General features: G+C 58.0%; 11 protein-coding genes. 10 read left to right on the top strand and 1 reads right to left on the bottom strand.

Annotated elements, in window-relative coordinates:
- Positions 1 to 28: 28 nt before the first annotated feature.
- The 6 genes from A6301_RS13960 to A6301_RS13985 all read left to right on the top strand — a co-directional run bounded on the left by A6301_RS13960 (position 29) and on the right by A6301_RS13985 (position 7,106).
- Entirely contained in the window at positions 29 to 430 is a 402-nt protein-coding gene (locus A6301_RS13960; RefSeq protein ID WP_234258039.1) for a single-stranded DNA-binding protein, read from the top strand.
- A 193-nt stretch (positions 431 to 623) separates the two neighbouring features.
- A complete protein-coding gene (locus tag A6301_RS13965) occupies positions 624 to 2,636 on the top strand; it encodes a DNA topoisomerase III (RefSeq protein WP_234258040.1) in 2,013 nt (670 codons plus the stop codon).
- A 523-nt stretch (positions 2,637 to 3,159) separates the two neighbouring features.
- Entirely contained in the window at positions 3,160 to 4,593 is a 1,434-nt protein-coding gene (locus tag A6301_RS13970; protein WP_234258041.1) for a DNA cytosine methyltransferase, read from the top strand.
- 233 nt (positions 4,594 to 4,826) lie between these two features.
- Positions 4,827 to 5,624, top strand: coding sequence for a GTPase (locus A6301_RS13975; RefSeq protein WP_234258042.1), 798 nt, complete (start codon positions 4,827 to 4,829; stop codon positions 5,622 to 5,624).
- A gap of 148 nt (positions 5,625 to 5,772) precedes the next feature.
- Positions 5,773 to 6,138: a DUF3085 domain-containing protein gene (locus A6301_RS13980; RefSeq protein WP_005966940.1), complete on the top strand. Its 366-nt coding sequence runs from the start codon at positions 5,773 to 5,775 to the stop codon at positions 6,136 to 6,138.
- Positions 6,139 to 6,263: 125 nt separating this feature from the next.
- The gene (locus A6301_RS13985) at positions 6,264 to 7,106 is read left to right on the top strand and encodes a phosphoadenosine phosphosulfate reductase family protein (protein ID WP_234258043.1); all 843 of its coding nucleotides are present in this window, start codon (positions 6,264 to 6,266) and stop codon (positions 7,104 to 7,106) included.
- 65 nt (positions 7,107 to 7,171) lie between these two features.
- Here A6301_RS13985 and A6301_RS13990 read toward each other — a convergent pair whose 3' ends face one another.
- Positions 7,172 to 7,495 carry an H-NS family nucleoid-associated regulatory protein gene (locus tag A6301_RS13990; RefSeq protein ID WP_234258044.1) on the bottom strand — a complete coding sequence of 108 codons (324 nt, stop codon included), beginning with the start codon at positions 7,493 to 7,495 and terminating at the stop codon, positions 7,172 to 7,174.
- Between the two features lie 377 nt (positions 7,496 to 7,872).
- Here A6301_RS13990 and A6301_RS13995 point away from each other — a divergent pair, with 377 nt between their 5' ends.
- From A6301_RS13995 to A6301_RS14010, 4 genes are all read left to right on the top strand, one after another.
- Complete coding sequence (locus A6301_RS13995) at positions 7,873 to 8,793, top strand: DUF3577 domain-containing protein (RefSeq protein ID WP_234258045.1); 921 nt, start codon at positions 7,873 to 7,875, stop codon at positions 8,791 to 8,793.
- Between the two features lie 82 nt (positions 8,794 to 8,875).
- Positions 8,876 to 9,550: a DUF3275 family protein gene (locus A6301_RS14000; RefSeq protein WP_234258046.1), complete on the top strand. Its 675-nt coding sequence runs from the start codon at positions 8,876 to 8,878 to the stop codon at positions 9,548 to 9,550.
- A 93-nt stretch (positions 9,551 to 9,643) separates the two neighbouring features.
- On the top strand, positions 9,644 to 10,291 hold the full coding sequence (locus A6301_RS14005) for a hypothetical protein (RefSeq protein ID WP_234258047.1): 648 nt from the start codon (positions 9,644 to 9,646) through the stop codon (positions 10,289 to 10,291).
- Positions 10,292 to 10,361: 70 nt separating this feature from the next.
- Positions 10,362 to 11,471: a DUF6094 domain-containing protein gene (locus A6301_RS14010; RefSeq protein WP_234258048.1), complete on the top strand. Its 1,110-nt coding sequence runs from the start codon at positions 10,362 to 10,364 to the stop codon at positions 11,469 to 11,471.
- Positions 11,472 to 11,599 lie beyond the last annotated feature (128 nt).

An 11,599-nucleotide genomic window follows, 5' to 3' on the forward strand; every position in this document is an offset into this window, starting at 1 on the left:
CATTTCACATCAAACAGGAGTCATAGACATGAGTACACATTTCAGTGGCGAGGGAAATATCGGCTCTGCGCCAGAATTCCACGAGTACCCCAACGGCAACGAAGAACCACGTCGGGTGTTGCGTCTGAACGTCTACTTCGACAACCCCGTCCCCGGCAAGAGCGGTGCCTTTGAAGATCGTGGCGGTTTCTGGCGGCCAGTTGACTGGTGGCATCGTGATGCGGAGCAATTCTCTGGACTGTTCCAGAAAGGCATGCGGGTCGTGGTTAGCGGACGTGTGGAGCGCGACGACTGGACCGATGAGAACAACAACCCGCGCACGACTTACCGGGTCAATGCACGCAGCGTTGGCATCCTCCCTTACCGAATCGAGGCCATCACCCTGAGCCCCAAGTCAGGGCCAGCAGATCCGGGGCCATCGGCCGAGTAACACATCGCACTTCGGGACGATCCCAGACAGTGGTCGTCCCCTATTCCACTGATGTCTATTGCGTTTCTCACGCTCAGATTGGCATATCAGATGGGAAAATCGAATACGTTGGCTCGTAATCCGCATTCTTTATCATTTTAAAATCTCCAGCCGGGAATACTCGACAGCATGATTCACGTGCCGAGAGAATTCCATGAAGCTATTTCTGTGCGAGAAGCCCTCTCAGGGCAAAGATATCGGACGTGTACTGGGGGCTACCCAGCGAGGCAAGGGTTGCCTCACCGGTTCAGGTATCACCATAACCTGGTGCATCGGCCATCTCGTTGAAGCAGCACCGCCCGATGCCTATGGCGAGCAATACAAACGCTGGTCTATCGAGCAATTGCCCATTATCCCCGAGCGCTGGCGCGTCGACGTCAAATCCAAGACCGCCTCGCAGTTCAACGTCGTCAAAGACCTTCTGAGCAAGGCAAGCGAACTGGTCATCGCAACGGATGCTGACAGGGAAGGCGAGTTGATCGCACGTGAGATCATCGAACTGTGCGGTTATCGCGGCCCCATCCAGCGGCTCTGGTTATCGGCGCTAAATGATGCGTCGATCCGCAAAGCACTGGCAACGCTCAGGCCATCAAGCGAAACCCTGCCGATGTACTTCTCGGCCTTGGCCCGTTCCCGCGCAGACTGGCTGATTGGCATGAATCTCAGTCGCCTGTTCACCGTTATGGGGCGGCAGGCCGGTTACGACGGCGTCCTCTCCGTGGGCCGGGTACAAACCCCAACGCTGAAACTGGTTGTCGATCGCGACCGCGAGATCGCATGCTTTGTCTCTGTACCGTTCTGGGCAGTCGAGACTACACTATCGAGCGAAGGTCAATCTTTCACTGCAGCCTGGCTTGCACCAGATACAGCAACAGACGATGCCGGCCGCTGCCTGCAGGAATCCATAGCCCGGCAGGCGGTGGAACGCATGCGTTCGGCTGGTAGCGCACAGATCACGTCCGTCGAAACTGAACGCATGCGTGAAGGCCCGCCATTACCCTTCGATCTGGGCACGCTGCAGGAAATCTGTTCAAAACAGTTGGGTCTGGACGTGCAGGAAACCCTGGAAATCGCTCAGGCACTGTACGAAACTCACAAAGCGACAACGTACCCGCGCTCAGACTCCGGCTATCTGCCCGACAGCATGTTCGCCGAGGTGCCCACCGTACTCGACAGTCTTCTCAAGACCGATCCTGGCCTGCGACCGCTCGTTGACCAGCTAGACCGCAACCAGCGCTCACGTGCCTGGAACGACAGCAAAGTCACGGCGCACCACGGCATCATTCCCACGCTCGAACCCACCAACCTTAAGGCAATGAGTGACAAGGAACGGGCAGTCTATATGCTGATCCGTGCCCACTATCTGGCGCAGTTTCTGCCGCAACATGAGTTTGACCGCACCACTGCACACTTATCCTGTGCGGGTGAAACGCTACAGGCTGTCGGCAAGCAGGTCGTCGTCATCGGGTGGCGGCAGGTGCTCACTGAGCCCAGGCCAGACGATGATGGCGAGACCACTCCGCGCAGCCAGGTTCTGCCAGCGCTGCATGAAGGTTTGTCTTGCCAGATCACTGGAATCGACTGCAAAGCGCTCAAGACATCGCCGCCACGTCCTTATACCCAGGGCGAACTGGTCAAAGCGATGAAGGGCGTTGCTAAATTGGTTGCCGATCCACGCCTGAAGCAAAAGCTGAAGGACACCACGGGTATCGGCACTGAGGCGACTCGCGCCAATATCATCAAAGGATTGCTTGACCGTGGCTACCTGCAGAAGAAAGGCCGTTCGGTACGTGCCTCCGATGCGGCCTTCACACTCATCGACGCCGTTCCCGGTGCCATTGCCGATCCCGGCATGACCGCCATCTGGGAACAGGCGCTGGACATGATCGAAGCCGGTCAGCTCACTCTTGATGTCTTCATCGACAAGCAGTCAGCCTGGATCACGCAGTTGGTACAGCAGTATCGAGGAGCATCGCTGTCTATCAAGGTGCCACAGGGACCTGCATGCCCAGAATGCGGCACCGCCATGCATCAGCGTACTGGCAAAAGCGGGCCATTCTGGTCTTGCCCTCGCTATCCTGACTGCAAAGGCTCTCAGCCTATCGACAACGGCAAACACAAACGTGCTATGCCGCGCAAACGTAACAGCAGCACACGGGCATCCTGAACCGCCCTGAACCTAAAAGCCATGCCACATCTTCAGTGATGACATGGCTCCCCCCCGCGCCCATGCGGGAATCCCCGCGCACCAAGCCTTCTACTAAACAGTGCGCACTTCGCTATGCTCCGGCAGCGAGGCAGAGGGCAACTCGTCCACGGATCGCACCAGACGCTTTCCCTCTTCTCCGGTACTTCCGCCTTCCTTGAAGGGTTTCCTGATGCTTTGTTTGAGAGGCCAGACATCAGGAAACCCTTCGGGGATGACGGTATTCGTTGCCGCGCCCAACGGCGAAAAACTGGGCTCCCTTTGTGTGTGGATACATGCCAGAGGATTCCGGCCACAACCACGATAACGGCCGGGTGCGATTGCTGCGACAGTGAATGGTTTTGACGACGACCACATCCTGAACCAGCCCACAGGTGGTTTATTCCTACCAAGTCGGAGGCCAGCAGGTCCCCGACACTTTTTCTCCTGATTTACGACACACACGGTTGGGCCTGTGGCCCTGAACCAAAAAACAGGAGACCCCATGAACATGCAACCTACAACACCCCATGTACTGCAATTCGGCAGCGTCTGCAGTGGCATCGAGGCAGTCAGCCTCGCCTGGGAACCACTGGGTATGAAAGCCGCCTGGTTTTCGGAAATCGACCCTTTCCCGTGTGCCGTGCTCGCACACCGCTACCCCCATGTGCCCAACCTCGGCGACATGACGCACATCGCCAACCAGGTACACGCTGGCGAGGTCATCGCCCCAGATATTCTGGTTGGCGGGACACCTTGCCAGGCGTTCAGCATTGCCGGCGCACGACGGGGTCTGAACGACCCTCGCGGTGCCTTAACCCTCAGCTACGTGGAGCTTGCCAATGTCATCGACCAAATCCGTCTCAAAAATCATCAGTCCCCCACCACGATCGTCTGGGAAAACGTCCCTGGCGTGCTCAGTGACCGCTCCAACGCCTTTGGCTGCCTGCTGGGCGCACTGGCCGGAGAAAGCCATGCGCTCAACCCGCCAGGGGAAAAATGGGCGCACGCAGGTCACGTGTCTGGACCCCGCCGTCGCCTCGCGTGGCGGGTGCTCGACGCCCAACACTTCGGTGTCGCCCAGCGCCGCAAGCGTGTGTTTCTTGTGGCAAGTGGTCGAGACGACCTCGATCCCTGCGAAGTACTTTTTGAGCGCGACAGCGTGCGCGGGCATTCTGATGCGAGCAACTCGCCGTGGCAAGAAGCTGCCCGCGCTGCTGGAGCAGGCCCTGCGACAGCAAGCGACTATGCCGGATTGAGTCCCTACGGCAAGGCTGTCACGACATACAGTTTCGCTGGAGGAACAGGGCCAGCCAACGTGGCGGCCTGCCTGATGGCAGCCGGTTCCAAACATGACATCTGCACCGAGAACTTCCTGGTGCAGTCGATGGCTGGCCCCCTCAGCCATACACTGCACACGGCAACGCATGGCAAAGACTACAGGGAAGATGGTGCCAACAAAGGTATACCGATGATGGCCTTTACCGCTCAGGACTATGGCGCGGATGCCGTAAAAGACGTCACCCCGACATTGCGGACCAGGGCCTGGCCTGCCATCGCCTTTGCACAGAACGGGCGTGGCGAACTGCGCCTGGAATCGGGTCACGGCCAGATCGCTGGCACGCTGCTCGCCAGCGGCGGAAAGCCCGGTCAGGGCATGCCAACCGTGTTCAGCGTCACCCCGCCTGACGCGCACTTCCATTACACGCCGCTTGAGCATGATGGAGAAAACTGGCAGCAATGGAGGGTCAGGCGGCTAATGCCCGTCGAATGCGAACGCTTGCAGGGCATGCCGGATGGCTGGACGCTGGTGCCATATCGCGGCGGCAAACCTGCTGCTGATACCCCCCGCTACAAAGCGATCGGCAACTCCATGGCCGTACCATGCGTGGCCTGGCTGGGTCAGCGTCTGCTCCAGGCATTGCAGACACCCAAGTGACATCACGCTAACCAATACGGGCACGTCCTGATGCGTGTTGTTCCACACACACGCACCGTTGCCACGTCATGCTGAATACATGTTCGCCGGTGTAGCTGGCAACATCCCAGGCAGTCAAGGCCATCAAGACTGCGACACGCCGACGGTGTGTTGGCTTTCGTTATTTTCTCATTCCACCCATAGGGGCTCTCCTCCCTTGTGGCTGGGGAGCTCCTTTTTTTGGAGACTTTCCCATGGATCATCAAACCATTCGCAATCAGATGCAGTCATTGGTGCGTGACCACGTTCCTTCCAATGCCCGCAGTTTCAGGTTCAACATTTTTGACGGCCAGCCCAAGGTGTCGACACTGGGCTTTCACATTGATCCCAAGCCTTTTGAAGGAAAGATCATCGCCAGGACGGAGGATGCCATTGTCGTCAAGACGGGCCGAATCGAGTTCGCGGTGCTTGACCGGACGCTCGTGACCGAAGATCCAGACGAAGGAGCCAAGGTGCAGGTCGAACCCTACGCACGGCATCGCTTCGACGGTCTTCGCGCAGACACCCCCGAAGAGCGCACCGAATACACCGCTGATGGCAAGCCCTACAAGCTCCAGACGTATGTCCTCGGCTCCGCCCCCACCAAGCTTCCGATCCCGCAACCCCGCAGCCCGGAGTTACAGGAACTGATCAGGCAACTGGAGGAGCTGCCGGCACCGGATGGTTTTCGTCGGATTACGCACCTGCTGGTTGATGCGGGTGCGCGGGATTTCACCTGGGTTGATCCACTGCCCAAGGACATCATCGCTACACCACCGGCTATCAGCTTCAACACAAGCACGGCGAAATTCAATGGCCGCGTCACTGTGCAATACGAACGCGCCGACGACCTCTATGCCGTAGTGCTGAGCCACGATGGAGAGTTGGTTGAACGGGTTGACGGTGTGTTCTTCGATACCCTCGGAGACGTACTGCTCAGGCTGATCGACGATGGCAGCTGGCGTCGCATACATGTGCGCACCATTCAAAAGCCGCTGCGACGCAAGTCATGACGCGACAGACAACCCGTCTATACGGTGGGTTATCTGACCAGCATCGTTTACTTATCGCACCTCGACTGGGATACGCACCAATCCCCCGCCCCGGACAACACTTCTTCACTGTGTTGCCCGGCATACCATCCTCTCAGGAGTAACTTGTATGACTTTACGCTTCAAAGGAGCCGAATTGCGGCCCGTCATCGCCGAAGCTGTTGCCAATCAGTGCCGCATCATCCTGGTCAAGGATCAGGGTGTTTACTGGCTCGCCGAGCATGGTGAACGCCATCCCGATGGGCGTCAAAAGCTGATCGCCTACGCAATTGGCTGCAACCCTGACGTTGCACCCTTCGACGACTGGTGGGAGCGTTCACGCGCTGAGTTCGGTGGCGATGATTTTGGTGAGTTTTTCGAACCTGGCGACAGGGTGTTTACCGGCATCCTGGATGGTGCTGGTGATCTCGAAGTGTCCGCTACCGCAACACAGATTTTCCTGCAAGTTGTCGCGACAAGCCCCGATAGCAACTGAGCCTCGTCCTCCATAGCCCCCTCATGGGGGCTTCTTTCCTCTCGCGCCAGCACCTCCACCGCTGACACGCATGCGTCTCAGCCCACGACGGGCCATTCCACCAGCGATACCCTGGAGACGCCCCCATGCGCGACCCGTTCAAGATTGACACCCCGACCTGCATCAGTTTTTCCGGTGGCCGCACCAGTGCCTATATGCTGTGGCGCGTTTTACAGACCAACTGCGGCCTGCCTGCCGATACCGTTGTCTGCTTCGCCAACACGGGCAAAGAAGTCGAAGCCACCCTGCGCTTCGTGCGCGACTGTGCCACACATTGGGAAATCCCTATCCACTGGCTCGAATATCAGAATGCAGAACCGGGATTCACGCGGGTCGATTTCACGACGGCCAGCCGTCAGGGTGAGCCTTTCGAGGCGTTGATCCGTAAACGCCAATACCTGCCCAATCCCGTTGCTCGCTGCTGCACCACCAGCCTGAAAATTCGGCCGATGCATAAATACCTGCGCAGTCTTGGTTGGGCGGAATGGGATCAATTCATTGGCATCCGCGCCGACGAGCAACGGCGTGTCGCCAAAATTCGGGCGCGCGGTCACTCCACAGAATCAAGCCATGAAATGATGTGCATGCCATTGGCCGATGCAAACATCAGCGTATACGAGGTCAGTGCGTTCTGGCAGGCGCAACCTTTCGATCTGGGACTGTTGACCGTGAAAGGCCGCACACTCGAAGGCAACTGTGATTTGTGCTTCCTCAAGCCACAGGGACAGCGGCTGGCCCTCATCAAGGCCAGACCGGAAGCTGCCATATGGTGGATGCGCATGGAATCACTGAATCTGGCCAGCAAAGCCAGTGGCACACGGTTTCGTATTGACGGTCCCAGCTATGCCGATCTGGCGCGCTTCGCCGCAAACCAGGGTGATCTGTTCGATTCAACCGAAGATGCGGCGGCCTGTTTTTGCGGTGATTAAATCGCGCCGCAGGGAAACCTGATTGTCTTGGGTCTGTACTGATCAGGTGCCACTTTGGATAACGACTAGGGCAGCAACAACTGCGCCTGAGTTTTGCCCGCTGCGAGCGCCTCCTTGAACCAATTCGGCTGCTTGCCTCGACCACTCCAGGTCAGGCTTGGGTTGTCGGGATGTGCATATTTGGGAGCCACAGGATTTTTTACCCGAGGACTCGGCTTCGAGTTCGGGAAGACCTGCTCCAGATCCAGATTTTCACCTTCCAGCAACTGCAGAATTTTCTCGCGAACAGCCTTGATGCGTTCACGTTCTCCCTTGACCAGTTGATCCTGTGCGGATGCGATCAGGTTCTTCAATTCGGCTGCGGACAGCGCCTGCAAATCAATCGACATTATTTCTCCCTCCATGGGTGATGCAGAAAGTCGTTAAGTACGCGTTTGTACCACGACAGCCATTTCCAGAGGAATGGCATCTCGAAAATAGGGAACGACTCCAGTTCATATTTCTCGTCGCGCCGGCATTGAGGCACGGGCAGTCTGTCTGCATGTTTTGCTGACGTTGTCAGCGACATGCCACGCAACCACGGTCTCCAAGGTTGCGGTGCGGCAAAAACCGCATGACCAAGCCAGTTCGCACAGCATCCTCGCGCGGACGACCACCGGCTTCTACCGGTAGTGGATGCATCCGCCTTATCAACCCATCGCGGGGTGACACACCCTCGCCATCGGGCCTGGTGTGTCTCCGCTTCATTTTCAATGGAGATTTCACCATGACTCATTCTACTTCAGGCGAAAAGGCCTATTTCGATCTGCACACCGAAGGTTACGGTCGTCTGCAACGCGTACGGGAAGTTCCCGTGCGGGGTGGCCGACGTGCTCAACCCTTCCTGGCCTGCACCATCGCAGCGCTGGTCGGCTCGGCCCAAGAACCGACCACCCGCTATTTTGATGTCAAAGTCACAGGTGCCGAGGCTAAAAAACTGGTCGAACACTATATCGGCATTGATGATCCAAAGCAGCGTCCGATGATCAAGTTCCGGCTGGGGGATCTGTGGAGTGATGCATTTATTCGCCCCAGCGGTGAGCGCAAGGGTGAACCGGCAGCCAGTCTCAAGGGACGGCTCCTGAAAGCTGAACTGATCGACCCTGCCGCACTGCAAATAATCGAACAGTACGAGCTGGTCACTCGGGGCATTGGCTACCTCAATCGGCCCAAAGACGTCACACCGAAGAAGGGTGACCCGTTCCTCGCATGCACCATCGGTGCGCTGGCCGGGCCTGTCGAAGAACCGGAATACCGGTACATCAACACCATCGTGACCACACCGGAGGCTCAACATCTGGTGCGCCGTTGCGTGCAGGCCGTCGAGGCTGAACGCAAGGTACTGGTGGCCTTTCGTCTCAACGACATGAAAGCTGATCCGTACCTTCGCACGAAGGGCGAGCATGCCGGCGAGCCGGCTGCGAGTCTGGAATCCAAACTGATCCATATTGGCCTGATCAAGATCGATGGCCAATTGGTCTATCCCACTGCCAACCAGGCTCCCTCTTCCGAGCATGCTACAGCGGTATCCACTGAGTCAGAAAGTCCTGATAACAGCGTGGATATGCCGTCTACGACGCCCGGTACAACCGAACCTGAAGCGCAATCCTCGGTAGAAGAAGAGCCCGCTCTCGTCACTTCACGCTAAGCCGATCGGCAAGACCTCACAGTGGGGTCTTGTCTCTTTTCCCAAGGTTATCGGTAGTACAACGCATCCCAGGAGATTATCCATGGCTACAGCAGCCGTTCAATCCGCTCCCCCCATCATCGTTCACGGCCAACTCGCAATCCGCACAATATCCGGTCGTAACGGCCGGTTCACAGTCGGTCGTCTCACCACTCACCTTGGGCTGTTCCATGTCAAAGATCCCGAACTGGAGCAGTATCCCGAAGGAAAGTATGAGGGTGAATTTGCGATTCGATATATTTATCCGAAAGCCTATCCTGTCGGCGACGGCATGCGATTCGAGATCCGGGCCAACCTGGATGGCATGACCTTGTCTGGTATCGACAAACTCAGCAAAGCAGAGGCTCGCGCCTTCGCCACGCAGGATGTCGATCCGCTTGATGAGGAATCGGGTACTCAACCCGTACCCACGCCAACCGCAACGTCCAAATCCAAGGCCAGGCCTGCCCCTGTGCAAGCCACCCAGGACCCACTGGTTGACACCACGCCATTCGGCGTCGATGCGCCCTCCGCGACTGTAGCGGCCTCGGACAATCCCGATAGCGATGATGCTGCATTGTTCGGCATCCTCTGGCCGCTAGGTGAATCGGTGAAGCTGGACGCAACCATTGACCGCCGCACGTTGCGCCTGCAAGTCGCGCGGTTGAGCCAGTTGAGCTATGTGTTCGACGCCACGGCCCAGCAGTGGAACCGTCAGTCTGAATCTCTGGCGATCTGATTCCTCCAGCCACCGCTGCGCGCTTTTCCCATCCTTCGGGGCAACACGGCCCCAAGGGCAGTGTTGCCACTCAATGTTATTGAGGACACCACCATGCCCGAATCTTCATTACAGCAACCGTTGTTCCGCATCGACGAATGTACTGACCTGATGGTCGATGCCTGCGTCTGCCGCGAGAATGGCGATCTGGTCTTTGTCTCAATCTGGGCGCGGGATACCGCCGTCCAGCAATTTATCGCCCGACTCACACTGGGCCGCGATGACGATGGACTGAACCAGTTTCACCTCATCACAGAGCACGGCGGCTCTGTACCTGTGTTCATCCCTTCGGTCGAGCGCCTTGAAAAGCGTCTGACCCGCAACTATCGCCGCACACTGTTTGGATCGCTCACCAATCTGTGGCTGTTCGACCAGCGTTGCATCTGCCCTGACAAGAGCACAGCCAGCGCACTGGCGCTACTGCCGCGCTCTGCTGCTGAACCGACCGTTCGCTTGTGGCAACTCGTCAAAGATACATGTCCGCTGCCACTGCTCGACCACTGGCAAATGCCCGTGCTGGAGTTACTGAGCAGCCGCGACATGCTCCATGAGCTACCAGTCGCTCTCGGGCCGCTGCGGGGCTTTCGCCTTGAACTGGATGTGCCAGCACTCACCGATGCGCTGGGCGAGCTTATTCGTAACGGCGTTCTCACGGCCTACCCATATCCGTCACAGATCTGGACACCGCACGCGGTGGTCTGATCGTTCCACGGCAGGCGCACCTTACCAGGCACCTGCACGTTCTTTCATCACCGCCAGACAGGAGATCCCTATGGCACTCATGTTTCCCCGGCTCGCCAGAAATTTTGCCAAAAATGGCTATTACCCTACCGATGAGTCCACGCTCGAACGGACACTCGCCGCACTGGCTCCCAGCGATGAGCCCATGTGCATTATCGACCCTTGTGCAGGCGAAGGCGTTGCGATTGCCGAAGCCGCCCATGCCCTCGGGCTTGATCACACCCGTTCGTACGCTGTCGAGTACGATCAGGAGCGCGCCAGCCATGCACGGTTGTTGGTCGATCACTGCATCCATGCCGACCTGATGGATACCCTCATCTCGCGTCAGGCATTCGGTTTGCTTTGGCTCAATCCACCGTACGGCGACTTATCCAGAGATGCCAACGGCAACATCGGCTACGACGGTAAGGGCCGGCCCCGACTGGAAAAGCTGTTCTACCAGCGGACGCTGCCCTTGCTGCAGTACCACGGTATTCTCGTTTTCATCATTCCGTTCTATGTGCTCGACCAGGAAATGGTGGGCTGGCTCACACGCCACTTCGCCGACCTGCGTGTCTTCCGTGCGGTAGATACACAGTTCAAACAAGTGGTGCTGTTTGGTCGTCGTGCTCGCCAGCGCGATATGGCGAGTGAAGACGTGAAGTCCACCCGCGCCCGGTTGTTGCAGATCGGGCAGGGAGAACAGGACGCAGAGGAATTGCCGCCCGAGTGGACGTCGCTTCCCTATATCGTGCCAAGCGCCCAAACCGAACCCGAGCATTTTTATCGCATCAGCATGGAGCCGATGCAGTTCGCCGAAGAAGTGCAGCGTCTGCGAGGCCTGTGGCCAGCGTTCGAGACTCACCTCGGTGCCGCGCAGCAGTCGCTGCGCGCGCCTGCTCGTGCTTTATCTGAATGGCACCTGGCATTGGCCCTGGCAGCGGGTGCGATCTCCGGCGTCGTGCAGTCCCAAAGCGGCCGCACACTTGCGGTCAAGGGTGACACCTACAAGCAGAAAGCAACGAGCACCGAGTATTGCGAACGCGATGACGGTTCAATCGCCGAAACGCGCATTCTCACCGATAAGTTCGTGCCCGTCATCAGAGCATGGGACCTGTCTCCCAACTCAGCCACGCTGGGACGGATTCTCACCATCCATTAATCCCCGCAAGGGGAAGCAGTACCACCTACACACTGCTGGCCACTGAACCCGAGTTCAACACCAGCTCATTTCTCTTACCCATCGGGGCATACATCGCCCCTGGGCGGTGCATGCCCCATTTTTTGGAG

The organism is Pectobacterium sp. IFB5596 (assembly GCF_021432585.1).
Lineage (GTDB): Bacteria > Pseudomonadota > Gammaproteobacteria > Enterobacterales > Enterobacteriaceae > Pectobacterium > Pectobacterium punjabense.

Bases quoted from the DNA above. Each gene is read 5' to 3' on its own strand.
- A6301_RS13960 (WP_234258039.1), top strand. From the start codon at position 29: ATGAGTACACATTTCAGTGGCGAGGGAAATATCGGCTCTGCGCCAGAA.
- A6301_RS13965 (WP_234258040.1), top strand. From the start codon at position 624: ATGAAGCTATTTCTGTGCGAGAAGCCCTCTCAGGGCAAAGATATCGGA.
- A6301_RS13970 (WP_234258041.1), top strand. From the start codon at position 3,160: ATGAACATGCAACCTACAACACCCCATGTACTGCAATTCGGCAGCGTC.
- A6301_RS13975 (WP_234258042.1), top strand. From the start codon at position 4,827: ATGGATCATCAAACCATTCGCAATCAGATGCAGTCATTGGTGCGTGAC.
- A6301_RS13980 (WP_005966940.1), top strand. From the start codon at position 5,773: ATGACTTTACGCTTCAAAGGAGCCGAATTGCGGCCCGTCATCGCCGAA.
- A6301_RS13985 (WP_234258043.1), top strand. From the start codon at position 6,264: ATGCGCGACCCGTTCAAGATTGACACCCCGACCTGCATCAGTTTTTCC.
- A6301_RS13990 (WP_234258044.1), bottom strand. From the start codon at position 7,495: ATGTCGATTGATTTGCAGGCGCTGTCCGCAGCCGAATTGAAGAACCTG.
- A6301_RS13995 (WP_234258045.1), top strand. From the start codon at position 7,873: ATGACTCATTCTACTTCAGGCGAAAAGGCCTATTTCGATCTGCACACC.
- A6301_RS14000 (WP_234258046.1), top strand. From the start codon at position 8,876: ATGGCTACAGCAGCCGTTCAATCCGCTCCCCCCATCATCGTTCACGGC.
- A6301_RS14005 (WP_234258047.1), top strand. From the start codon at position 9,644: ATGCCCGAATCTTCATTACAGCAACCGTTGTTCCGCATCGACGAATGT.
- A6301_RS14010 (WP_234258048.1), top strand. From the start codon at position 10,362: ATGGCACTCATGTTTCCCCGGCTCGCCAGAAATTTTGCCAAAAATGGC.